Below are 22,429 nucleotides of genomic sequence, written 5' to 3' on the forward strand. Positions count from 1 at the left end.
CAATGCCCACCTTCCGCCCTCCGCATAGCCTGTTTGATCGCGTGTCCCGCGCGGTGTGCGGTTTGGTGGGCATATTCCTGTTGCTGTTACAAATGCTTGGCCCGGCACTGGCGAGTTCCGGCGACAGCATGTGGATCGAGATCTGCTCGGAGGCAGGGGCGGTCTGGGTTGAGGTTGATCTGGAAGAAGATACCGACGACCCGACCGCGCCCTGTCCGAAATGCGCCGATTGTGCGCTTTGCGCAGTGACGACGGCAGCGCCGCTGCCAGACCTGCCGCTTGTCGCGCAGGCCGGAGATGTGCGGCTTGTACACGTTGCGAACCAGAGCCTGTGCGATTTGCACAGCCCGAAATGGCTATGGCCCGAAACCCGGGGTCCCCCGTATTTGACCAAAGAAGAATCTGAACGCGCCCTGCGCGCGTCCATGGCATCCACCCAAGTAATCGGAGGTGCGCCATGGTCGTAAGTCGCGCAATCCATTTCCTGCTGGCCTTCACCCTGTCCTGCCTGATGGCGATCAGCGCGCATGCCGACAGCCTCGCCAGCTTTCTGCCCGAAATTGCTCCTGCCGATCTGGTTCCAGAAGCCGATACCTTTGGTCCGGTCCGCGATGACATACCCGTTGCCCCGGTTTTGAAGGGGGGGGAAACGGTTGCCTGGGCTTTCCTGACATCTGACTTCGTCGGCACCACCGGTTATTCCGGCAAACCCATTCACGTGGTGGCGGCCATCGACAGTGACGCGGTTCTGACCGGTGTGAAACTGGTCAAACACTCGGAACCGATCGTTCTGATCGGCATCCCCAATTCGCGCATGGTCGAGCTGACCGAAGGCTATGCCGGCCTGGACCTCAAGCGTGAGGCCGAAACCGGCGGTGAAGGGCATGACCTGGACATCATCTCGGGCGCGACCGTGACGATCATGGTGATCGACGACAGCCTTGTGCGTGGTGGTATCAAAGTGGCGCGCGCGCTGGGGCTGGGTGGACTGTCTCCGGTAAAGGCCGATGGACCGAAACGCGAAGTCGACATGGCGCAGGATGCTGTTTTCGACTGGACGACACTTTCGGGCGACGGTTCGGTCCGGCGGATGACGCTGGATATCGGCCAGGTGAATGCCGCCTTCGAGGCCACCGGAGATCAGCGCGCCATCAAACGCCCCGAACCCGGCGAGCCCGATGATACCTTCATCGACATGCACGTGGCACTGGTTTCGGTGCCGTCCATCGGTAAGTCGCTGCTGGGTGAGGCTGAATACCAGAACCTGATCAACTGGCTGGACGAAGGCGAGCAGGCCATTCTGGTACTGGGGCGCGGCGCCTATAGTTTCAAAGGCTCGGGCTATGTGCGTGGCGGCATCTTTGACCGTATTCAATTGATCCAGGGTGACAGATCGGTCCGCTTTTTCGACCGTCAACAACGGCGATTGGGGGAAGTTGCAGCCCCTGACGCGCCCAGTTTCACTGAGCTGGACATCTTCAAGATACCGGCCGACGCCGAGTTTGACCCCGCCGCACCCTTCCGACTGCAACTGCTGGTGCAGCGCGCCGTGGGTGCGGTCGAAAAAACCTTTCTGACCTTCGACCTGGGCTACAAGTTGCCGGAACAGTACCTGCTGCCTGTCGCGGCTCCTGTTGTCGTCGATGATGCCACCGGCGAGGCCGCTGCCAAGGCCGCCCTGTGGCAGCGTATCTGGAAGGACCGCACCGTCGAGATCGGCGTTCTGATCGTCATGCTGCTGGTGCTGACCGCGACTTTCTTCTTCCAGTTCCACGCCACCATGAACGCGCGCGTCTTTTACTGGTTCCGCATCGGATACCTGACCATGACGCTGTTCTTCATCGGCTGGTACGCCAATGCGCAGTTGAGCGTGGTGAATCTGATGGCACTGGCCGGAAGCCTGCGGACCGGGTTTTCCTGGGACGCGTTCCTGCTGGACCCGCTGGTCTTCATTCAGTGGTTCGCTGTCGCCGCTGCGCTGCTGTTCTGGGGGCGCGGGGCCTATTGCGGCTGGCTGTGCCCGTTTGGTGCACTACAGGAGCTGACCAACAAGATCGCGCGCGCGTTGAAGGTTCCGCAATGGACCCTGCCTTGGGGCCTGAACGAACGGCTTTGGCCTGCGAAGTACATGATCTTCCTCGTTCTCTTCGGCATCAGCTTTGTCTCGATCCCGCTGGCCGAGAAATACGCCGAGGTCGAGCCGTTCAAGACCGCGATCATTCTGAAATTCATGCGTGACTGGCCCTTTGTGGTCTTTGCGCTGACCCTGTTGGGGATCGGGCTGTTCATCGAACGGTTCTACTGCCGCTACCTCTGCCCGCTGGGCGGAGCGCTGGCGATCCCTGCCCGTATCCGCATGTTCGATTGGCTGCGCCGTTACCCCGATTGCGGCAGCCCCTGTCAGACCTGCGCCAACGAATGCCCCGTTCAGGCGATCCACCCCACAGGTGAGATCAACCCGAACGAGTGCGTCACCTGTCTGCATTGCCAGGTGCTCTATCAGTCCGAGACGAAATGTCCCGTCGTTATCCGCCAGCTAAAACGGCGGGCCAAGACAGGGTCGGTCAACCTCAAGACCCCTCTCGGACAACCACCGGCGAACCATCCGAACGCCAAACCGCAATCCGTTTCCTAAAAAAGGAGGAACGATCATGTCGGACAATGAAAACAAACTGAACATCACACGCCGCGGGATGCTGGGGGCAACCGCCACCGGCGCGGTGATTGCCGGGACCGGCCTGGGCTCGACCCTGATGACGGCCAAGCAAGCCAGTGCTGCCGCCAATGCCGCGCTGGAGCCGGGTGAACTGGACGAGTATTACGGCTTCTGGTCTTCGGGCCAGACCGGTGAACTGCGCATTATGGGCGTGCCGTCCATGCGCGAACTGATGCGGGTTCCGGTGTTCAACCGCTGCTCGGCCACGGGCTGGGGTCAGACCAACGAGTCGCTGAAAATCCTGACCGAGGGCCTGCTGCCCGAAACCAAGGAATTCCTGGCCGCAAACGGCAAGGTGACCTACGACAACGGCGACCTGCACCACCCGCACATGTCCTTCACCGATGGCACCTATGACGGCCGCTATCTGTTCATGAATGACAAGGCTAACACCCGCGTGGCCCGCGTGCGCTGTGACGTGATGAAATGCGACAAGATCATCGAGATCCCGAACGCGCACGACATCCACGGCCTGCGTCCGCAGAAATACCCGCGCACCGGCTACGTCTTTGCCAATGGTGAGCATGAAGCGCCGCTGGTGAACGATGGTCAGATCCTCGACGATCCGTCGCAATACGTGAACATCTTCACCGCCATCGACGGTGACACGATGGAGATCGCGTGGCAGGTGATGGTGTCGGGCAACCTCGACAACACTGACTGCGACTATCAGGGCAAATACGCCTTCTCGACCTCGTACAACTCGGAAATGGGTATGAACCTGGCCGAGATGACCGAGAACGAGCTGGACCACGTGGTCGTGTTCAACCTCAAGGGCATCGAAGAGGCCGTGGCCGCCGGGAACTATCAGGAACTGAACGGCGTCAAGGTCGTGGACGGCCGCAAAGAGGCTGGCGGTAACCTGACCCGCTATATCCCGATCCCGAACTCGCCGCACGGTGTGAACGCCGCGCCCGACAAGAAACACATCATGATCAACGGTAAGCTGTCGCCGACAGTGTCCGTGATCGATGTGGAGAAAGTCGACGCGCTGTTTGCTGACAATGCCGATCCGCGTTCCGCCATCGTTGCTGAACCGCAGTTGGGCCTTGGCCCGCTTCACACCGCGTTCGACGGCAAGGGCAACGCTTATACCACCTTGTTCCTGGACAGCCAGGTGGTGAAATGGGACATCGCCAAGGCCATCGAAGCCTATGCAGGTGCGGACGTCGATCCCATTGTCGACAAGGTGGATGTGCATTATCAGCCCGGCCATAACTCGACCTCGATGGGCGAAACGGCCGAGGCGGACGGCAAGTGGCTGATTTCGATGAATAAGTTCTCGAAAGACCGCTTCCTGAACGTGGGTCCGCTGAAGCCCGAGAACGAGCAGCTGATCGACATCTCGGGCGACAAGATGAAAGTGGTCCACGACGGCCCGACCTTTGCGGAACCGCACGACTCGATCATCGTGCACCGGTCGAAGGTGAACCCGGTCAATGTCTGGGACCGCAACGACCCGATGTGGGAAGAAGCGCGCCAGCAGGCCGCGGCAGACGGTGTCGATCTGGAGGAAGGGGCCGAAGAACCCATCCGTGACGGCAACAAGGTCCGCGTTTACATGACCTCGACCGCGCCCGTTTTCAGCATGGAGAAGTTCACGGTCAAGCAGGGCGATGAAGTCACCATCTATGTCACCAACCTGGATGACGTGGATGATGTGACCCACGGTCTGTGCCTTTCGAACTTCGGCGTCGCGATGGAGATCGCACCTCAGGCCACCGCCTCGGTCACCTTCATTGCCGACCGTCCGGGCGTGCACTGGTATTACTGCCAGTGGTTCTGCCACGCGCTGCACATGGAAATGCGCGGCCGGATGTTTGTTGAGCCGCGGAGCGCATAACGATGCGTTGGTCCCTGCTCATACCGCTCCTGCTCGGCTCGCCCCTTTGGGCGGCGGACTGGGATGTGCCCAACCGGGCGGGGGCCATCAACGAAACACTGGCGCAGGCGGCGGATGGAGACACCCTCCGCCTGAGCCCAGGCGTATACTTTGAAACACTGGTTCTGGACCGGCCCGTTACCCTCGACGGGCAGGGCCAGGCCACCATCGACGGGCAAGGCGACGGCAGCGTCATTACCGTGACCGGGCCGGGCGTAACGGTACGCGGGCTGACGGTGGTCGGCTCGGGTTCTGACCATGACGGAATCGACAGTGGCATCCAGCTGACCAAAACGGCCAATGCGCCAGTGGTCGAGGATAACGTATTGCTGGGCAACCTTTATGGCGTCGACATTCACGGGGCCAAGCACAGCATCGTGCGTGGTAACCGGATCGAAGGGCGTTTGGACCAGCGGATGAACGACCGTGGCAATGGAGTCTACGTCTGGAACGCGCCGGGCGCGCGGGTGGAAGACAACGACATTCGCTACGGCCGCGATGGGATCTTTGTGAACTCGTCCAAGAAGAACACCTTCACGGGCAATTTGTTCCGCGATCTTCGATTTGCCGTGCACTACATGTATGCCGACAATTCGGTGGTCAGCGACAACGTCTCAATCGGGAACGATCTGGGCTATGCGGTGATGTTCACGACCAATGTGACCGTCGCCAACAATGTCTCGATCAGTGACCGGGAACATGGCGTGATGCTGAACTACGCTAACAAGAGCGTTATCACCGGAAACGTGGTGAAAGGTGCCAAGGAAAAATGCACCTTCCTCTATAACTCGAACAAAAACGAATTTACCGACAACTGGTTCCAAGGTTGCGGCATCGGCATCCACTTTACCGCTGGGTCCGAGCGCAATCGGATCGTCGGCAACGCCTTTGTCGGTAACCGGACACAGGTGAAATACGTTTCGACCAAATGGGTCGAGTGGTCAGAAGAAGGGCGCGGCAATTACTGGTCCGATTTCGCCGCGTATGATGTGGATGGCAACGGTATCGCCGATGCCCCCTATCGCCCCAATGACTCGATGGACCATGTGCTGTGGACCCAACCCTCAGCCAAATTGCTGCTCGGCTCGCCTGCCGTGCAGTTGGTGCGCTGGTCCCAATCTGCATTCCCGGCCCTGCTGCCGGGCGGTGTGATGGACAGCAACCCGCTAATGCAAGCCCCTGAACCCCCAGCTATGAAAAAGGTGCCTCATGACGGATAAGGCCCTGTCAATCGACCATGTACTCAAGGACCGAGGGAAAACCCGCGTTCTTGACGATATCACCCTGTCACTTGCCCCCGGCCAGCGCGTCGCGTTGCTGGGCCATAACGGTGCGGGCAAGTCAACCCTGATCAAATCCATTCTCGGACTGACACCTATCCATGGTGGTGCCATTCGGATCGGGGATGCCGCCCCCGGCAGCGCACAAGCTCGGCGCGAGACGGCCTATCTGCCCGAAGCGGTCTCCTTCCACCCGGCCCTGACCGGACGCGAGCAACTGACGCTGTTTGCCAAGCTGTCCGGAGCCAAAGCCGATGTGCCCGGTCTGCTGGAACGCGTCGGCCTGAGCGATGCACTCGACCGCCGGATTGGCGCTTATTCCAAGGGGATGCGGCAGCGTCTGGGTCTGGCTCAGGTTCTTCTGGGCAGGCCGAAAGTGGCCCTCTTGGACGAGCCGACATCGGGGTTGGATCCGATTTCTCGGCAGGATCTCTACGCCATCATCGACGAACTGGCGGCGCAAGGCACGGCGGTCCTGATCGCCTCGCATGCTTTGACCGAGGTCGAGGCGCGTACCGACCGCATTGCCATCATGCGCAAGGGCCGGATGGTGGCCGACGATACGCTGACCAACCTGTCCGCCCTGGCGGGACTTCCGATACGCCTGCGGGTCCGCGCCAGCGCCAACCCTGAAGCGCTTGCCGCCGAACTGGGCGGCAACCGGATCAACGGCGCATCCGTTGAGTTGCTCTGTACATCTGACGACAAGATGGAGGCCCTGCGCCGAATCGCCGGGTTGGGCGACGCGGTGGCGGATGTGGAAATGACCCCGCCCAAGCTGGAAGACCTCTATCGCCATTATGCACAGGAGGAGAGGCTATGACCCGCTTCCTCGCCATCACCCGCACCGAGATGCTGATCCTGCGCCGCAACCGCTGGCTGCTGGTGGCAACGTTGATAATGGTGTTGTTCGCGCTAGCCCTGACCTTTGCAGGCAGCGCCCCGACCGGCACGTTGGGCGTTGACATGCTGACCGTCTCGGTCGCCTCGATGACAACGCTTTCAGTCTACCTGGCGCCGCTGCTGGCGCTGATGATCTCGTTCGACGCTATCGCAGGCGATGTGGACCGCGGCAGCCTGTCGCTGCTGCTGTCCTACCCGGCGGGGCGCGGAGAAATCCTGTTAGGCAAGTTCACCGCCCATCTGGCCGCCCTGGCCTTTGCCATGACCGTCGGTTTCGGAACCGCTGGCGCCGTCGCCGCCTTCTTTGGTGGCGCAGGCCCGGAAAGCCTGATGGCGCTGGCGCGCCTCATCCTTACATCCATGCTTCTGGGCGCTGTCTTTCTGGCGCTGGGATACCTGCTGTCCGCCCTGGCAAAGGGGTCCACGGCGGCGGCAGGTCTGTCGGCCGGGCTATGGCTGGTATTTGTCGTCCTTTATGATCTGGGCCTGTTGGGGGCCGTCGTCATGGACAAGGGCGGCACCTTCACCCAATCCGTCTTTCCATGGGTGATGGTGGCCAACCCGGCCGACGCATTCCGTCTGTGGAACATCGCCGCGACCGAAGGCGTCGCTATGGCGTCCGGCATGACCGGTGCAGCGCAGGCCCTGCCCGTCTGGGCCGCACCCGCGTCGCTGCTGCTCTGGCCGTTGATCGGTTTTGCCCTTGCCCGTGCGGCATTCCGGAGGGTCGAGCCGTGAAACGCCTGTGCCTGATTGCGCTGATTGCTCTGGCCGCCTGCAAGGAAGAGGTCGCTGTCGTCCCCGATCCGGTCGATCTGACCCCGGATGCGCTGAGTTTCTTTTGCCAGATGAACATCGCCGAGCATGGTGGGCCCAAGGGGCAGATCCATCTGGATGGCTACCCCGCGCCGCTTTTTTTTGCGCAGGTGCGCGACATGGTGGCCTATCTGAAAAGCCCTGAACGCGATGCCAAGATCACCGCCGTCTATGTCAGTGACATGGGCATCGCGGTAAACTGGCGGGAACCCGGTATCTCCAACTGGATCGCCGCCGGCGGCGCGACATTTGTGGTCGGGGCCAACGTCGCCGGCGGCATGGGCGCACGCGAGGTTGTTCCTTTTGGTGATCCCGCCGACGCCGATGACTTTATCAATCGGTATGGCGGCACCGCCCTGCCCCTGTCCGACATCCCGGCTGACGAGGTTCTGGGGCCCGTCGATCTGGACCTGAATCTGGAGACCCCCGTATGACCGTTTTGTCCCGTCGCCGTTTCCTGTCGATTTCCGCGGCTTGCATGGCCTTGCCCGCCGGAGCAAAGGCTGCCCCAGTCGCCCATTGGCGCGGCACCGCACTGGGCGCGCGTGCCAGCCTGCAATTGTCCGGTCTGACCGATGACGAGGCCCGTCCTGTGATCTCTGCCATCGAGGCGGAACTGCACAGGCTTGAGAACATTTTCAGCCTCTATCGCCCGGATTCCGAGTTGAGCAGGTTGAACCGCGACGGGATGCTGACCGCCCCTGCGCCGGAGTTGCTGAACGTGCTCAGCCTGTGTGCGGCACTGCATGACGCATCGGGTGGGGCGTTTGATCCGAGTGTTCAACCTCTGTGGCTTGCCTTGGCCTCTGGTGCCGATGAAAGCGTGATCAGCTCGGCCCGGCAATTGGTCGGCTGGCACCAAGTCACAGTCACGGCAGATCATATTCTTCTGCCACAACCCGGTGTGTCGGCTCTGACCCTGAACGGAATAGCGCAGGGGGCGGTAACAGATCGTATTGCGGATCTGTTGCGGTCCATGGGCCTTGGGAACGTTTTGGTGGACATGGGCGAGATCGCAGCCCTAGGCGCCAACGCGGATGGCCGCCACTGGCGTGTCGGGTTGGCCGGACCAGACGGTGCGGTTCTGAAACGGATCGGGATCAGCGACCGGGCGGTTGCCACTTCTGCACCCGGAGGCACGATTCTGAAGGACGGTCAGGGCCACATCCTGAGCCCGGACGGCAGCAAGCCCTTGCACCGGGCCGTCTCGGTCTCTGCCCCCCGAGCGGCGATTGCAGATGGTCTTTCCACAGCCCTTTGCCTGATCCCAAAGACGCGGGTTGATACCGTGCTGGACCGCTTTCCCGGAAGTCGGATCGAGATGATGATCTGATCACAACTTTTGATTGTGGCACAAAAGTTTTGGCAAAGGGCCGAAGGTGTTGTACCACTGTGAGAGTGGATGTTTCGCTGGCAAACAAGCAGATACTTCGGCAACCGCTCTTGGGCGTGTCTGCCTTGTTTTTGCAAGCCGGAGAAACGGTTCCCAAAAAACATGATCTGGATCAACTCCGGTCTTGTGAAAATGCGCTAGCAAGCGAATCCGGGCAGGATCACCTGCCCCCAGAAACGCAGGTCAGCAACGCATGAGTCAGCCAACCAGCAGACGCGCTTTTCTAAGTGGGCGCATGCTCCGCGAAGACCCCGGTGCCATCAGGCCTCCGGGCGCGGTGGAAAGCAGGTTTCTGGACCTGTGCACCGCCTGCGGTGATTGTCTGGACGCCTGCCCCGAAGATGTCATTTCGCTCAGCGCGGGTGGATACCCGACGCTACGGATGACGGACGGGGCGTGCACGTTCTGCGGCGATTGCGTGGAAGCCTGCCAGACGGGCGCCCTGATCGCTGATCGCATGGCCGACTGGCCCTGGCGCGCATCTATCGTCGCCAGCGCTTGCCTGTCACTGAACGGGATCAGTTGCCGCATTTGCCAGGACAGTTGCGATGAAGGCTCGATCCGGTTCAAGCTGATGCCTGGCGGCAAGGCGGAACCGGTTCTGAATACCGAGACCTGCACCGGATGCGGCGGCTGCGCCACGTCCTGCCCCGCCGATGCGGTCAGATTTGAACGCCCTGCAACCTTACACCCGGAGACACTGCAATGAATATCTGCGGTTGCCTTGTTCACGTTGCCCCGGACAGCACCGGCACAGCGCGCCAGGTCATGGAAGACACGCCGGGGGTCGAGGTTCACGCCGCAACCGACGACGGCCGCTTTGTCGTTGTCGTAGAAGATACGCCCGCACGTATGGCGTCCGAGATCATCATGGATCTGCACCAGATCCCCGGAGTGATCTCTTTGACGCTGACCTATCACCATTTCGAGGATCTCGCGGAAAGCTATCCGCGTCCTGATGCCCCAAGCCAACCGACCAGCAGGAGGCCCATGCAATGACCATCTCTGAATCTCGCCGGACTTTTCTAAAAGCTTCAGCCGCGGCAGCCACTGCTTCGGCCGCAGGTATTCCAATGGCCGCCGGACAGGCCGATGCCCAGGTGGCAACGCCTGATATTCGCTGGGACAAGGCGGCCTGCCGGTTTTGCGGCACAGGCTGTTCGGTTCTGATCGGCACCAAGGATGGCCGCGTCGTGGCCACGCAAGGTGACCCGGACGCGCCGGTCAACCGGGGCCTGAACTGCATCAAGGGATATTTCCTGTCCAAGATCATGTACGGCAATGACCGCCTGACAACTCCGCTGCTGCGCAAGTCAAACGGCGAATATGACAAGAACGGCGAATTCGAGCCGGTCAGCTGGGACGAAGCCTTCGACGTGATGGCCGCCAAGTGGAAAGAAGCGCTGGCCAAGAAAGGTCCGACCAGTGTCGGCATGTTCGGTTCCGGTCAGTGGACGGTCTGGGAAGGCTATGCCGCCGCCAAGCTGATGAAGGCCGGGTTCCGGTCGAACAACATCGACCCGAATGCGCGGCACTGCATGGCCTCGGCCGTTGTGGGTTTCATGCGCACCTTCGGTATCGACGAACCGATGGGCTGCTATGACGATCTGGAGCACGCGGATACCTTCGTGCTGTGGGGGTCGAACATGGCCGAGATGCACCCGATCCTGTGGTCGCGCCTGACCGATACGCGCCTGACCAAGCCGGGGTGCGAGGTACATGTTCTGTCGACATTCGAACACCGCTCGTTCGAGCTGGCCGACAACGGCATGGTGTTCAACCCGCAGACCGACCTGGCGATCCTGAACTATATCGCCAACTACATCATCCAGAACGGCGCGGTGAACGAGGAATTCGTCAAGAACCACGTCAACATCACCAAGACTGCCACCGATATCGGCTATGGTCTGCGCGACAACCACCCGCTGCAGCAAGAGGCAGCGAACCCCAACGTCGGCAAGATGGAACCGATCAGCTTCGAGGAATATGCCGAAGCGGTGTCGGAATACACGCTGGAATACACCGAGGAACTGTCCGGTGTGCCCGCCGAAAAGCTTGAGAAGCTGGCCCAGCAATATGCCGATCCGAACCGCAAGGTCATGAGCCTGTGGACCATGGGGTTCAACCAGCATACCCGCGGGTCGTGGGTGAACTCGCTGATGTACAACGTGCACCTGCTGGTTGGTAAGATTTCCGAACCCGGCAACTCGCCCTTCTCGCTGACCGGTCAGCCCTCGGCCTGTGGTACGGCGCGCGAGGTCGGCACCTTTGCCCACCGTCTGCCCGCCGACATGGTGGTGACAAACGACAAGCACCGCGAGATCTGCGAGACCGCATGGAACGTGCCTGCGGGCACCATCCCGCCCAAACCGGGCTTCCACGCTGTCCTTCAGAATCGCAAACTGAAGGATGGCGATCTGAACGCCTATTGGGTGCAGTGCAACAACAACATGCAGGCCGCGCCGAATATCAACGAAGAAGGGTACCCCGGCTATCGCAACCCGGAAAACTTCATTACCGTGTCGGACCCCTACCCCACCGTTACCGCCCTGTCCGCCGACCTGATCTTGCCAACCGCCATGTGGGTCGAGAAGGAAGGCGCCTATGGCAACGCCGAGCGCCGCACCCAGTTCTGGCGGCAGCAGGTCAAGGCCCCGGGTGAGGCCAAGTCCGACCTGTGGCAGCTGATGGAATTCGCGAAACGCTTCACCGTCGAGGAGGTCTGGGGCGAGGAACTGCTGGCTGCCATGCCGGAACATCGCGGCAAGACCATGTATGACGTGCTGTATGCCAACGGGAAGATCGACCAGTACCCGCTGTCGGAAACTGCCGAAGGTTTCGACAACGATGATGCCGAGCATTTCGGATACTACGTCCAGAAGGGTCTGTTCGAGGAATATGCCGATTTCGGACGTGGCCATGCCCACGATCTGGCACCATTCGAAATGTACCATCAGGCGCGCGGCATGCGCTGGCCGGTCGTGGACGGCAAGGAAACGCTCTATCGTTTCCGCGAAGGCTATGACCCGTATGTGCCCGAAGGCGCAGGCGTGAAGTTCTATGGTAAGCCTGACGGCAAGGCGAGTATCATCTTTGCGCCGTATGAACCCGCCCCTGAGGAGCCGGATGCGGAATACGACCTGTGGCTGTGCACCGGTCGCGTGCTGGAGCACTGGCATTCCGGCTCGATGACCCGCCGGGTGCCCGAACTGCACCGCGCCTATCCGGCGGCCGTGGTCTACATGCATCCGCAGGATGCCAAGGATCGGGGTCTGCGCCGTGGTCAGGAGATCGTTCTGTCCACCCGTCGCGGCGAAGTCACAAGCCGGGTCGAGACCCGCGGGCGCAACAAGGTTCCACGTGGTCTGGTCTTCATGCCGTGGTTCGACGAGGGCCAGCTGACCAACAAGCTGACGCTGGACGCGACCTGCCCGCTTTCGAAGGAGACCGACTTCAAGAAATGCGCCTGCAAGGTCGAGCGCGCGTAACCGGCACGGATCGCGAAGGTAGTCCCCATGTCCCTTGCCGGCACACCTATTTCGCCGCAACGGCGTCGTTTCCTGCAGGGAACGGCGCGCGCGGCGGGCGGCTGCGTGGTTGCAGGATCGTTGCTGGCCTGGCTGGCGCGCGATGCGCGCAGCCTGCCGGCCGAGGCCCTGCGCCCGCCCGGTGCGCTGCCCGAAGAGATTTTCCTGTCGGCCTGCATCCGTTGCGGGTTATGCGTTCGGGACTGCCCTTACGATACGCTGAAACTGGCGGAACTGGGCTCGGATTCCGGCGCCACCGGGACGCCGTATTTCACCGCCCGCGATGTGCCGTGCGAGATGTGCGACGACATTCCTTGCGTCGCCGCCTGCCCGACCGGCGCACTGGACCCGTCGCTTGACAATATCGACGATGCCAAGATGGGCGTGGCGGTGCTGGTGGATCAGGAGAATTGTCTGAACTACCTCGGCCTGCGCTGTGATGTCTGCTATCGCGTCTGCCCCGTCATTGATGAGGCCATCACGCTTGAGCCGTCACACAATACCCGCTCGGGCAGCCACGCGATCTTTGCGCCGACGGTTCATGCGGACCGCTGCACCGGCTGCGGCGTATGCGAGAAAAGCTGCGTTTTGCCGGAAGCCGCGATAAAGGTGCTTCCAGCCCGTCTGGCGCGTGGCAGCGCGGCGGATCACTACCGCAAGGGCTGGGAAGAAAAGGCTGCCAAGGGCGCTCCGCTGGTCGAAGGCATCATTGACCTGCCCGACCGCCTGCCGGGGCCCGGCACCGACAATCTGGTCACACCCGGAGGGTTTGCGCCCGAATACAACCTGCCGGGAGTGGGACAATGAGCGCCAGCATCCAGATACCTGTGGGCCAAGAGGCGATAGAGGCCAAGGGCTGGATCGGCGCGCATCGCTTTTTGCTGTTGCGCCGGGCAAGCCAGGTGTTCTTTCTGGTGCTGTTCCTGCTGGGGCCGTGGTTTGGCATCTGGATCGTTCAGGGCAACCTGGCCGGATCATTGACGTTGGGCGTTCTACCGCTGACCGACCCGCTGATCCTGCTGCAAAGCATGGTCGCAGGCCACTGGCCCGAACTGACCGCACTGATTGGCGGGTTGATCGTGCTTGTCACTTACGCGCTGATCGGTGGCCGGGTCTATTGTTCCTGGGTTTGTCCGATCAACCCGGTGACTGATGCCGCCAGTTGGCTGCATCGGCGTTTGGACTTGCCGAAGGGCTGGCAGCCAAAGCGCAGCACCCGTCTGTGGGTTCTGGCGACAGTCCTGATCGTCTCGGGCCTGACCGGCGTGATTGCGTGGGAGATCGTGAATCCGATCACCATGCTGCACCGGGGCCTGATCTTCGGCATGGGATTTGTCTGGGCCATGATCGCCGCGATCTTTGTGTTTGACCTGCTGGTCGCACGCCATGGCTGGTGCGGTCATTTCTGCCCGGTCGGGGCTTTCTACGGCCTGATCGGCACAAAAAGCCTGCTGCGCGTCAGCGCCAGCAACCGCGCTGCCTGTGATGATTGCATAGACTGCTATGCGGTCTGCCCGGAAAACCAGGTGATCTCGCCCGCGCTGAAGGGCAAGCCGGGATCCAGCCCACTGATCTTGTCGCCTGACTGCACCAATTGTGGCCGTTGCATTGATGTGTGCGCGGTCGATGTCTTCAAATTTACTCACCGGTTCGACGAGGCCCTCGTCGCGCCTGCCGATCCAGCCGCCGCGCCCAAGCCGCGCGCCGCCAGACCTATCTAAGGGAGTGCCATGATGAATAGACCAATCCTGACAGGCGGAATTGCCCTGATCCCCGTTTTGCTCCTGAGTGGGTTTGCTCTGGCGCAGTCCGCTCAGGTGAATTCGCTACGCGGAGCCGAAGTGGATGAACCAGTGGTCCTCGATCAGGTCCATCGCAATGTCGAAGGACGCATGCAGCGGAATTATCGCCAGCAACCACCGCTGATCCCGCATTCGATTGAACAATACCAGATCGACTTGCGCACCAATCAGTGCCTGTCCTGTCACGACTGGACCAAAGCGGGCGAACGCAACGCACCGACCCTTTCGATGACCCACTACCTGGACCGCGAAGGCCGTGAACTGGACCGGATCGCGGGCACACGGTATTTCTGCAATCAGTGCCACGTGCCGCAGGCCGACACTCCGGCGCTGGTCGACAATGAATTCGAACCTTCTTCCGGCAACTGATCCAACGCATCTTTGAAAGGAGCACCGATATGGCAGACTCCCCCGAAAATCGCGGCTGGATTGGCCGCCTCTGGAACGCGATCTGGACCCCGGCTGTGATGTTCAGCTCGGGCTTTCTGATTTTGGCAGGTTTTCTGGCCGGTATCTTGTTCTGGGGCGGTTTCCACTGGACGCTGGAACTGACCAATACCGAGGAATTCTGCACCTCGTGCCACACGATGGAAACCAATCTGGGTGAATACCGCGAGACGATCCACTACAACAACCACTCGGGCGTGCGCGCGATCTGTTCCGACTGCCACGTGCCGCACGAATGGAACCACAAGATCAAAGCCAAGATCATGGCTGTCAAGGACGTCTATCACGAGCTGGCCGGCACCATCAGCACCCCGGAAAAATATGAAGACCATCGTCTGAGCATGGCTTCGGCGGTGTGGAAGAAAATGAAGGAATCCGACAGCCGTGAATGCCGCAACTGTCACAATTTCGAGTATATGGACTTCACCCTTCAGGAAACCCGCGCCGCGTCCGAGCATCAGCGCGCCATCGATTCCGGCATGACATGCATCGACTGCCACCAAGGCATCGCCCACAGTCTGCCGCCCAACTATCTGGAAACCTATCAGGACATCACTGCCGAACTGGACGAGGCGCCGCAGAACCTGCAGCAGCACGCCTCGGCAGGCAGTGACGAAATCCGGTCGTTTCTGGCCAAACGGGCAGACTGAGAGGAGCTCGACATATGCTTGAATTACTTGGAACCATCGGTGGCAACATCCTCAGCCTGCCCGGCATTCTGGGTTTGGCGCTTGGCATGATGACCCGCAAGCTGTGGCTGGGCGCGGTCATGGGCGGTGTGGTCGGCGTGCTGGAGACACTGGTTTTTGCCAAATGGCAGTTTGCCCATGTCGAAGTGTTGGAACTGATGATTGCCATCGCGGTCGGCGTTTGCGCGGGCGCGGTGGGCAGTGCCATCCGCATAAAGGGCGCAACCGCCTGATCCGAGCCAAGCGGCCCGGCGTCTGAATTTCTCAGAGCGCCGGGCTGAAGCGGTGTTTCTTGGCAGGCCTGTTGTGCAACTGTCGGAAAAGGAACGACAACTCATCAAGTTTAAGCATCAGGACCGAACAAAGCTCTCGATGCTGGCAATCATTCTTTCGAAATCTGGTTCTGACGAAAAAAGTAAGTGGTTGGGGCTATCCAGTTGCACGAATGAAGCATCCGGAATCTGGGAAGCCAGTATTTTCCCTTCCGAAAGCGGTGCCACTGCATCCCTGTCGCTGTGAAGAACCAAGGTCGGCAATGAGATTTCTGTTAACAGGTTGCTCACGTCAATGTCGTCAAACAAAGCGCGAAACTGAGCAATATTCTCGGCTGGTCCGCAGAGCTTTTGGAAATCGTTGAACCACTGCATTTCTGCTTTTGTAGCGTCCGGCATGAACATCGTGGTCAGGATTTGCCGGATTGCGGGGTTTTCGTTTCCCCAGCTGTTGCGGATTAAATTGACAAGAGCTTCGCTTTCTTCAATCTCGGCTTCGTTGCCGCGATGTTTGCGCCCCCTTGAATACCCTCCACTTAGTACAAGATGCGAAATTCGTTCCGGATGCCTCAGCGCATATGCCAAGGAAACAGATGCACCTTGCGACAAACCCAGGATCGCTACTTGTTCAAAATCGTAGGCATCGATCACGACTTCCATGTCGTCGACCATGCGCTCAAAACTGATGTCGACATCCGCCCACTGGGACAGACCATTCCCCCGTTGGTCATAGCGAATGACCGTAAACTTATCCGAAAGGTGTCGAATGTAATCGCCGTAAGCAGGGTTTTGCCAGTCTTGTTCCAAGTGGGTCATCCAGCTTCCGGAAATCAACATCGGATACCCTTCGCCGGAAACAGTATGCGCGATGGAGGTCCCGTCGTTGGAACGACAATATTTCACCAAAGGCAATGGGTTGGGTTGCGCCGGGGAAAGAGCAGAGTACGAAGCCTGATCTTCACCGTGTTGGACGGAAACTGGTCCGATCAGCCGAAATCCACGCCGGCCTACAGTCTCAATGTAACTTGGATTTTTTGCGTCATCCCCGAGCGATTTTCGGATCTCAAAAATGTACTCGCGCACAAGATCCGGGTTCACAAACAAGCCATGCCATACGGCCTGAAGTATTTCTTCCCGAGACAAAACCATACCGGCCCTGGAAATCATGTACTCCAGTACTTCGGTAGCTTTTGGCGATAGTGTCGATTGATCCTTTCCCGATGACAATTTGCCATCCTTGAGATTCAATACCCATCGCCGCATGTGCTCCTCCCACACTGCCTGCAAGATTCAACGATACATCAACGATAAGTCAACGGCATCACCAAGTTCATGCGGATACCCTGTTCCGGAGAGCCAATCGGGAATTCGCGCTATGCCACAAGTATCAACGAACAAACTGGGTCAAACCGGAGCCTCTGGCAACAACAACGGAGCCAACGAAGTCGCGCCTTTGTTGCTGCGACTTGCAAACCAATTGGAGGAAGAGATTTGCCGCGCGCTGATGGAGGACAATGTCGCGCTGGCAGAACGATTGGTGGCCCCACAATGTGAGCTGAAGAAGCTTGCCCAAGGTCTTGGTTGATGAAGCTCGCAGCACTAGTGGAAAGTACAGAGAATGCTTGATTTTTTCCCCACCAGAGGATCAAGCCACCGCTTTTTGACACACAATAGGGACACAACCTTCAGCTCGGGCACCGAGCGTTCAGAACCGCAACAGTTCCAGCGCGTACCCCTCTGGTAGGGTTTCGACATCCGCAGGGATAATGGCCAACCCGTCCGCCTGCGCCAGCAACGCCACGCGCCCGCTGTAGGACGGCGCCATCAGGTGCAGGCGCGGCCTGCCGTCCGGAGCTGTGCCCCGGATCTGCACCGGGCGAAATTCCTGCCGCCCGGGATGACGCTGCAGCGGTTCCGCCAGCACCGCCTGTTCGGCCACTAGCGGGCTTGGATGCAAACCGGCGCGCCGTGCCATCATTGGCGACCCGATGATTTGCCAGGTAACGTAGGCGGAAACCGGATTGCCCGGCAGCCCGATATAAAGCGCATCGCCGTGACGTCCGAACATGATCGGCTTGCCCGGTTTCATGGCCACTTTCATCACATCCGTCTGACCCCCGATTTTGGAAAACAGGCGCGGCATGTGATCCTCGTCGCCAACAGACACGCCGCCGGTTGTGACGATCAGATCGGATGTGTCGCATGCCTGCCGCAAGACCTGTTCCAGCAAAACCGGGTCATCCTCGACCGGGCCGATGTCCGTCAGGTCGATCCAGCGCTTGTCCAGCAGCGCCCGCAGCATATAACGGTTCGAGTTGTAAATCTGGCCGGGGCCAAGGTCTTCTCCGGGCTGGCGTAATTCGCTGCCGGTCGAGAAGATGGTGATCTTGAGCTTGCGGTATACCTTGACCTGGCCAAACCCGGCTGAGGCCAGCGCCGCGACCTCGCGCGCGCCGATCTCGCAGCCGTGACGCAGGATCAGTGCCCCCGCTTTCAGGTCCTCACCCGCGCGGCGGATATGCTGTTCGGCGGTCGGGCGACTTGAGAAGCGGATACCGCCTTTTGTTAGCTCGCAATCCTCCTGCATCAGAATGGCATCGAAGTCATTTGGCACCGGCGCACCGGTAAAGATACGCAAGGCGCTTCCTGCGGGTGCCTGATGCGCGCCGCTGTCCCCGGCGGCCACGCGCCCGGCGACGGGCAGATCAAAGACCGGCCCCGCGCCCAGATCGCGAGTGCGGATCGCGTAGCCATCCATGGCAGAGTTGTCGAAGGCGGGCATGTCAGTTTTGCTGATGCAATCCTCGGCCAGAACCCGGCCAATCGCCTCAGTCAGCGGTACGGGCTTTGTTTCGACAATCGGATTGGCGGCGGCCAGCCCCCGTGTCAGGGCGTCAGCCACGGACACGTACATGTGGGCGTGCCGGTCGCAGGCGCATCCATCAGCCATCTGTGTTTCTCCGGGTTCAGCCGAATGCAAGGACAACCCCGGCAAATCAGCGTCAACACTGTTCATGATCGGACGGGTCGCAACCTGGCCAACAAACCGCGCCCAATGGACACCGAGACCCGAGCGCTGTCCTTGACATAGGTCACAGTTCGTCGCCACTTGCTTGAACACGTCCCCCATGCCCATGCTGTGATTGTCGGTCTGCGGCAGAATCTCGGTCGGCCCACGCAGCCTATTGGCTAAATTGCGTAGTCCCCGCAAATCATCAGCAGGTGATCACCGGGTGAGACCAAGGGGTTTCGACGCGTGACGCAAACGACTCCGTTCTGCTGAGTCGTCAATGACGCAGGTGGGTGCCCGATGTTGTGTATGTCATACAAGGTCGCAACGACCTGTCCTTTGCCGACCTCGTCACCAAGCTGCACGTGAAGGTCAATCAACCCCTCAAAATTGCTGGTGACATGCGAGCAATCTGCACCCACATCAACAAAACGGGTCATGGCAGCATCCGCGGGTTCCGTCATGACCTCATCGACTGCGAAAAGCCCTAGGTTAGACAGAACACGGCAGCAGCCCGACCAGCCAATCTGGAAAGAGCGGGTGGTCATCGTGCCCATCCCCCCAAGCTCGCAGGACAGGAATTTTTTGCCCTGACGATAGGCTTCCGAGTCGAAATCTGCACCCTCGTCGGACGTTCGACTTACCATTGTGAAATCGGCACCAAATTGGCGCGCAAGATCAATATTGTCTGCATTCAGCGCCGCATCATTCCCCAGGCAAACGAACGCGCAGTCAATGTAGCGCGTCGCAGTTCCCCCTGAGTGAAAATCCAGAATGATGTCGGATTGCGGGATCAACTCATGTGACACGAACCGGGCAATAGCAGCCGTCGGTCCGGGAGCATGTGTCCCGGGGAACGCCCGGTTCATATTTCCCTGATCCAGTGGCGACACACGGGTACGCGCACGCACGGCAGGCGCATTCAATGCCGGCAGCGCAATGATGCGCCCGTTCAGCTGCTCCGGCTCGAGCTCTCTCAGCATTCGGTGAAGGATAAGCTGCCCTTCGTACTCGTCCCCATGGTTGCCAGCCGTCAGCAACACCGTGGGCCCGGCCGCACCGCACAACACGCCAATGGGAACGCGAATGGTGCTGAAAGCAAGCGCATCGTTGGACAGGGTCACGTCGATGAAACCGGTCCGTTTGCCCGGACTTACAAGATCAAGCGAGCATCGGACCGGGCAATTCTGAACCATCGAGGCACCTTCTTAAAATGTCACGTTTGTCAGCGGCTCGGAATTCGACCACTGCGCGCATGCTCTCATCTTTATGGTTAAGATCAAAGCCTTCGTTGTTTCGATCTTGCATTGGTCCATCAGTGATCATCGGGTCGCTTTTTTTGGCCAATCAACAATTCGGGGCGCGCGCCCTGAACAGAAGCTCCCCGGGGCACCGCTCTTCGCCAAATCCGATCTGTGGCCAGCTCGAACGGCCGGGTTGGTGTCCACCTATGTTGCTTAAGGCCTATAGGTGAAAGCCGTCGGTCATGGCGCCGCTTCTTGTGTTCATACCTGAATTGGATCTGTTTTCTTCTGGCACCAAGTTGGGTAGCCTGAATCACAAATCAGTTTTTCTAAACTTCGCCAAGCGGTATATATGCGTCGACCCCCCCCTCCCCTCCCTCCGGGCCTTGCAAACATTCGAGGTGTTTGGGCGTACCAATTCCGTCGCCGATACCGCGCGGGAGCTGAACGTCACACCCGGTGCGGTCAGTCAGCAGCTCAAAGTGCTGGAAGAACAAACCGGTCGCGCGCTGATTGCCCGGCGGGGGCGCAGCGTTTTTCTGCGCCAGGATGCACAGGTTTACCACCAGTTCCTGTCCGAAGGGTTCGAAGCACTGCATCGGGCGCAGCATTACCTTGCGCGGATGGAGCGTGAGACGAGCCTGTCCATAAGCGCCTTGCCATCTTTGCTGTCCAAGTGGCTCTACCCGATTCTCGGCGATTTTCAGCAACAGCATCCCGGCGTTTCAATCCGGCTGGATTCCACCCATCAGGAACCGGACCGCCATTTGCAGAGCGTCTCGTTCAGACTTACATATGGTGATCAGGGGCGGGATTTCCCGTTCCAAAAGGAACTGTTCACGGACACCCTGTTTCCCGTATGCTCGCCGGAGTTCGCGCGCAACAACCCCGAGCTTGTGACGCCGGAAGGACTGTCGCGCGCGCGCCTGCTGTGCACAGACTGGGGGCCCGGCTTCGAAGACGTCCCGGACTGGGAAGACTGGTTTGCAGCGAACAATATCGACGCCTCACCACGACGGAAGGATGCCGTCTTTTCGCTGTCCAGCCTGGCTTTGGATGCCGCCATTCAGGGACGTGGCGTGGCGTTGGCACAAACATCTTTTGTTCAACGGGACTTGCAGATGGGCTATCTGTGTCGCCTGTCCGAACAGGAAATACCATTGCCCAGACCCTATCTGGTCTGCTGGGGTGAAGGCGCGCTGGATGAACGAACGGCACGCAGCTTTCTGGTCTGGATTCTGCAGGCAGGACGCGACGTCTCAAGATCGCTCGGAAACTTCTCAAGAGATCGGTAAAATGATTCAGTTTTCCTGAACAACAAGACAGGCAGCAAAACTATACAAGCCCGCATTCACCGCACATAAGTTCCTAAAGCTCGAACAAACTATTCTGCGGGAGGTGAACCGTGTTTCTGAAAAATGCCTGGTACGTTGCGGCCTGGAGTTCCGAGATCACTCATGAGCTGCGGCAAATCCGGGTTCTGGGCAAGAAAATCTGTGTCTATCGGACCCGGGCCGGTGAAGTTGTCGCGCTGGAGGACGCCTGCCCGCACCGAAAACTGCCGCTGTCAAAAGGCCGCATGAAAGGCGACGATGTGGAATGCGGCTATCACGGGCTGACGTTCGACTGCGTCGGTCAGTGTGTCTCGGCCCCCGGCAAAGGGCGCATCCCATCCTCGGCTAAGGTGCATTCCTATCCCGTGCACGAAAAATACGAACTGGTCTGGATCTGGATGGGCAATCCGGCCATGGCCGAGCCTTCCGAGATCTTCGAGATCGAGCATTACGACGACCCCGACTGGGGCATAAACCGTGGTGCGGCGATGGAGATCAGGTGCAACTATCTGTACATGACCGACAACCTGCTGGATCCAACCCATGTCGCGTGGGTGCACCAAAGCTCTTTCGCGCAGGATGCCACGAAGGACACGCCGCTGTCGGTTACAAAAAAGGACAACGGCATCGTCGTGCATCGGTGGATGATGGATGTGGAACCTGCCCCGTTTTACAAGAAGGTGGTCGAGTTCGAAGGCAATTGCGACCGGCTTCAGCACTATGAAGTGCACTATCCCAGCCATGCGCTGATTAAGGCCGTCTTCACCCCTGCTGGTACTGGGGGGCCGGACGGACCGCTGCATGCGCGGACCTTCATCATGGACAGCTACAACTTCATGACGCCGACCTCGGAAACCGAGACCCGGTATTACTGGTTTCAGCTGCGCAACATCCGCCCGGACGACGCCGAGCTTTCCAGGATGATGAGTGAGGATGTCCGCCACGCATTCGAAGAAGACCTGGCCGTTCTCGAAGAGGTTCAGATCGGCATGGACGAAAAGGAAAGCCCCCATATCGACCTGAGCATCGACGGAGGCCAGCTGCGGTTCCGCCGCCAACTGGAAGCAATGATCGCCGAAGAGGCGATGGTCGATGCCAAGATGGAGGGCTGAGG

Annotated in this window: 22 protein-coding genes; 19 read left to right on the forward strand and 3 right to left on the reverse strand. The window is 59.8% G+C overall.

Annotation, left to right across the window (positions count from 1 at the left end):
• Window positions 1–2: 2 nt before the first annotated feature.
• The 16 genes from ACR0JW_RS05230 (at window position 3) to ACR0JW_RS05305 (ending at window position 15,688) form a co-directional block, all read left to right on the forward strand.
• Window positions 3–467, forward strand: a complete 465-nt coding sequence (locus ACR0JW_RS05230; RefSeq protein ID WP_480713644.1) for a DUF2946 family protein — start codon at window positions 3–5, stop codon at window positions 465–467.
• Window positions 458–2,635, forward strand: coding sequence for a NosR/NirI family protein (locus tag ACR0JW_RS05235; RefSeq protein WP_170678704.1), 2,178 nt, complete (start codon window positions 458–460; stop codon window positions 2,633–2,635). The genes ACR0JW_RS05230 and ACR0JW_RS05235 overlap by 10 nt, the downstream gene beginning before the upstream one ends.
• Window positions 2,636–2,651: 16 nt before the next feature.
• Window positions 2,652–4,559 (forward strand): TAT-dependent nitrous-oxide reductase, encoded by a 1,908-nt coding sequence (nosZ, locus tag ACR0JW_RS05240; protein WP_170614008.1) that lies wholly within the window; start codon window positions 2,652–2,654, stop codon window positions 4,557–4,559.
• 2 nt (window positions 4,560–4,561) lie between these two features.
• Window positions 4,562–5,818, forward strand: coding sequence for a nitrous oxide reductase family maturation protein NosD (locus ACR0JW_RS05245; RefSeq protein WP_170614009.1), 1,257 nt, complete (start codon window positions 4,562–4,564; stop codon window positions 5,816–5,818).
• Window positions 5,808–6,701: an ABC transporter ATP-binding protein gene (locus ACR0JW_RS05250; protein WP_170614010.1), complete on the forward strand. Its 894-nt coding sequence runs from the start codon at window positions 5,808–5,810 to the stop codon at window positions 6,699–6,701. The genes ACR0JW_RS05245 and ACR0JW_RS05250 overlap by 11 nt, the downstream gene beginning before the upstream one ends.
• On the forward strand, window positions 6,698–7,519 hold the full coding sequence (locus ACR0JW_RS05255) for an ABC transporter permease (RefSeq protein WP_170619359.1): 822 nt from the start codon (window positions 6,698–6,700) through the stop codon (window positions 7,517–7,519). Before ACR0JW_RS05250 ends, ACR0JW_RS05255 begins: the two co-directional genes overlap by 4 nt.
• Window positions 7,516–8,031: a nitrous oxide reductase accessory protein NosL gene (locus tag ACR0JW_RS05260; protein ID WP_170614012.1), complete on the forward strand. Its 516-nt coding sequence runs from the start codon at window positions 7,516–7,518 to the stop codon at window positions 8,029–8,031. The genes ACR0JW_RS05255 and ACR0JW_RS05260 overlap by 4 nt, the downstream gene beginning before the upstream one ends.
• Window positions 8,028–8,930 (forward strand): FAD:protein FMN transferase, encoded by a 903-nt coding sequence (locus ACR0JW_RS05265; protein ID WP_170614013.1) that lies wholly within the window; start codon window positions 8,028–8,030, stop codon window positions 8,928–8,930. Before ACR0JW_RS05260 ends, ACR0JW_RS05265 begins: the two co-directional genes overlap by 4 nt.
• A gap of 295 nt (window positions 8,931–9,225) precedes the next feature.
• The gene (gene napF, locus ACR0JW_RS05270; RefSeq protein ID WP_480713645.1) at window positions 9,226–9,699 is read left to right on the forward strand and encodes a ferredoxin-type protein NapF; all 474 of its coding nucleotides are present in this window, start codon (window positions 9,226–9,228) and stop codon (window positions 9,697–9,699) included.
• A complete protein-coding gene (locus ACR0JW_RS05275; RefSeq protein ID WP_170614015.1) occupies window positions 9,696–9,989 on the forward strand; it encodes a chaperone NapD in 294 nt (97 codons plus the stop codon). Before napF ends, ACR0JW_RS05275 begins: the two co-directional genes overlap by 4 nt.
• Complete coding sequence (napA, locus tag ACR0JW_RS05280) at window positions 9,986–12,478, forward strand: nitrate reductase catalytic subunit NapA (RefSeq protein WP_480713646.1); 2,493 nt, start codon at window positions 9,986–9,988, stop codon at window positions 12,476–12,478. Before ACR0JW_RS05275 ends, napA begins: the two co-directional genes overlap by 4 nt.
• 27 nt (window positions 12,479–12,505) lie before the next feature.
• Complete coding sequence (napG, locus tag ACR0JW_RS05285; RefSeq protein WP_170678714.1) at window positions 12,506–13,324, forward strand: ferredoxin-type protein NapG; 819 nt, start codon at window positions 12,506–12,508, stop codon at window positions 13,322–13,324.
• Window positions 13,321–14,238 (forward strand): quinol dehydrogenase ferredoxin subunit NapH, encoded by a 918-nt coding sequence (gene napH / locus ACR0JW_RS05290; protein ID WP_170678716.1) that lies wholly within the window; start codon window positions 13,321–13,323, stop codon window positions 14,236–14,238. Before napG ends, napH begins: the two co-directional genes overlap by 4 nt.
• Before the next feature lie 12 nt (window positions 14,239–14,250).
• A complete protein-coding gene (locus tag ACR0JW_RS05295) occupies window positions 14,251–14,688 on the forward strand; it encodes a nitrate reductase cytochrome c-type subunit (protein ID WP_170614019.1) in 438 nt (145 codons plus the stop codon).
• A 29-nt stretch (window positions 14,689–14,717) separates the two neighbouring features.
• Window positions 14,718–15,416 carry a NapC/NirT family cytochrome c gene (locus tag ACR0JW_RS05300; protein WP_170614020.1) on the forward strand — a complete coding sequence of 233 codons (699 nt, stop codon included), beginning with the start codon at window positions 14,718–14,720 and terminating at the stop codon, window positions 15,414–15,416.
• A 14-nt stretch (window positions 15,417–15,430) separates the two neighbouring features.
• Complete coding sequence (locus tag ACR0JW_RS05305; RefSeq protein WP_170614021.1) at window positions 15,431–15,688, forward strand: hypothetical protein; 258 nt, start codon at window positions 15,431–15,433, stop codon at window positions 15,686–15,688.
• Window positions 15,689–15,805: 117 nt separating this feature from the next.
• Here ACR0JW_RS05305 and ACR0JW_RS05310 read toward each other — a convergent pair whose 3' ends face one another.
• Window positions 15,806–16,990, reverse strand: a complete 1,185-nt coding sequence (locus ACR0JW_RS05310; protein WP_170678718.1) for an alpha/beta hydrolase — start codon at window positions 16,988–16,990, stop codon at window positions 15,806–15,808.
• Between the two features lie 112 nt (window positions 16,991–17,102).
• Here ACR0JW_RS05310 and ACR0JW_RS05315 point away from each other — a divergent pair, with 112 nt between their 5' ends.
• The gene (locus tag ACR0JW_RS05315; RefSeq protein ID WP_170678720.1) at window positions 17,103–17,312 is read left to right on the forward strand and encodes a hypothetical protein; all 210 of its coding nucleotides are present in this window, start codon (window positions 17,103–17,105) and stop codon (window positions 17,310–17,312) included.
• Window positions 17,313–17,432: 120 nt separating this feature from the next.
• Here ACR0JW_RS05315 and ACR0JW_RS05320 read toward each other — a convergent pair whose 3' ends face one another.
• Window positions 17,433–18,743, reverse strand: a complete 1,311-nt coding sequence (locus ACR0JW_RS05320) for a molybdopterin molybdotransferase MoeA (protein WP_480713647.1) — start codon at window positions 18,741–18,743, stop codon at window positions 17,433–17,435.
• Window positions 18,744–18,916: 173 nt separating this feature from the next.
• Window positions 18,917–19,933: a succinylglutamate desuccinylase/aspartoacylase domain-containing protein gene (locus ACR0JW_RS05325; protein ID WP_170678724.1), complete on the reverse strand. Its 1,017-nt coding sequence runs from the start codon at window positions 19,931–19,933 to the stop codon at window positions 18,917–18,919.
• A 290-nt stretch (window positions 19,934–20,223) separates the two neighbouring features.
• Here ACR0JW_RS05325 and ACR0JW_RS05330 point away from each other — a divergent pair, with 290 nt between their 5' ends.
• Window positions 20,224–21,276, forward strand: coding sequence for a LysR substrate-binding domain-containing protein (locus tag ACR0JW_RS05330; RefSeq protein ID WP_480713648.1), 1,053 nt, complete (start codon window positions 20,224–20,226; stop codon window positions 21,274–21,276).
• A gap of 110 nt (window positions 21,277–21,386) precedes the next feature.
• Complete coding sequence (locus ACR0JW_RS05335) at window positions 21,387–22,427, forward strand: aromatic ring-hydroxylating oxygenase subunit alpha (RefSeq protein WP_170678729.1); 1,041 nt, start codon at window positions 21,387–21,389, stop codon at window positions 22,425–22,427.
• Window positions 22,428–22,429: the final 2 nt, after the last annotated feature.

It is taken from the genome of Ruegeria sp. BG6 (assembly GCF_056538465.1).

Coding starts and splice junctions, on each gene's coding strand:
- ACR0JW_RS05265 (WP_170614013.1), top strand. CDS start 8,028: ATGACCGTTTTGTCCCGTCGCCGTTTCCTGTCGATTTCCGCGGCTTGC.
- ACR0JW_RS05325 (WP_170678724.1), bottom strand. CDS start 19,933: ATGGTTCAGAATTGCCCGGTCCGATGCTCGCTTGATCTTGTAAGTCCG.
- ACR0JW_RS05245 (WP_170614009.1), top strand. CDS start 4,562: ATGCGTTGGTCCCTGCTCATACCGCTCCTGCTCGGCTCGCCCCTTTGG.
- ACR0JW_RS05305 (WP_170614021.1), top strand. CDS start 15,431: ATGCTTGAATTACTTGGAACCATCGGTGGCAACATCCTCAGCCTGCCC.
- ACR0JW_RS05300 (WP_170614020.1), top strand. CDS start 14,718: ATGGCAGACTCCCCCGAAAATCGCGGCTGGATTGGCCGCCTCTGGAAC.
- napA (WP_480713646.1), top strand. CDS start 9,986: ATGACCATCTCTGAATCTCGCCGGACTTTTCTAAAAGCTTCAGCCGCG.
- ACR0JW_RS05330 (WP_480713648.1), top strand. CDS start 20,224: ATGGCGCCGCTTCTTGTGTTCATACCTGAATTGGATCTGTTTTCTTCT.
- ACR0JW_RS05310 (WP_170678718.1), bottom strand. CDS start 16,990: ATGCGGCGATGGGTATTGAATCTCAAGGATGGCAAATTGTCATCGGGA.
- ACR0JW_RS05295 (WP_170614019.1), top strand. CDS start 14,251: ATGAATAGACCAATCCTGACAGGCGGAATTGCCCTGATCCCCGTTTTG.
- ACR0JW_RS05235 (WP_170678704.1), top strand. CDS start 458: ATGGTCGTAAGTCGCGCAATCCATTTCCTGCTGGCCTTCACCCTGTCC.
- ACR0JW_RS05275 (WP_170614015.1), top strand. CDS start 9,696: ATGAATATCTGCGGTTGCCTTGTTCACGTTGCCCCGGACAGCACCGGC.
- ACR0JW_RS05250 (WP_170614010.1), top strand. CDS start 5,808: ATGACGGATAAGGCCCTGTCAATCGACCATGTACTCAAGGACCGAGGG.
- napG (WP_170678714.1), top strand. CDS start 12,506: ATGTCCCTTGCCGGCACACCTATTTCGCCGCAACGGCGTCGTTTCCTG.
- napH (WP_170678716.1), top strand. CDS start 13,321: ATGAGCGCCAGCATCCAGATACCTGTGGGCCAAGAGGCGATAGAGGCC.
- ACR0JW_RS05315 (WP_170678720.1), top strand. CDS start 17,103: ATGCCACAAGTATCAACGAACAAACTGGGTCAAACCGGAGCCTCTGGC.
- ACR0JW_RS05320 (WP_480713647.1), bottom strand. CDS start 18,743: ATGAACAGTGTTGACGCTGATTTGCCGGGGTTGTCCTTGCATTCGGCT.
- napF (WP_480713645.1), top strand. CDS start 9,226: ATGCTCCGCGAAGACCCCGGTGCCATCAGGCCTCCGGGCGCGGTGGAA.
- ACR0JW_RS05230 (WP_480713644.1), top strand. CDS start 3: ATGCCCACCTTCCGCCCTCCGCATAGCCTGTTTGATCGCGTGTCCCGC.
- nosZ (WP_170614008.1), top strand. CDS start 2,652: ATGTCGGACAATGAAAACAAACTGAACATCACACGCCGCGGGATGCTG.
- ACR0JW_RS05255 (WP_170619359.1), top strand. CDS start 6,698: ATGACCCGCTTCCTCGCCATCACCCGCACCGAGATGCTGATCCTGCGC.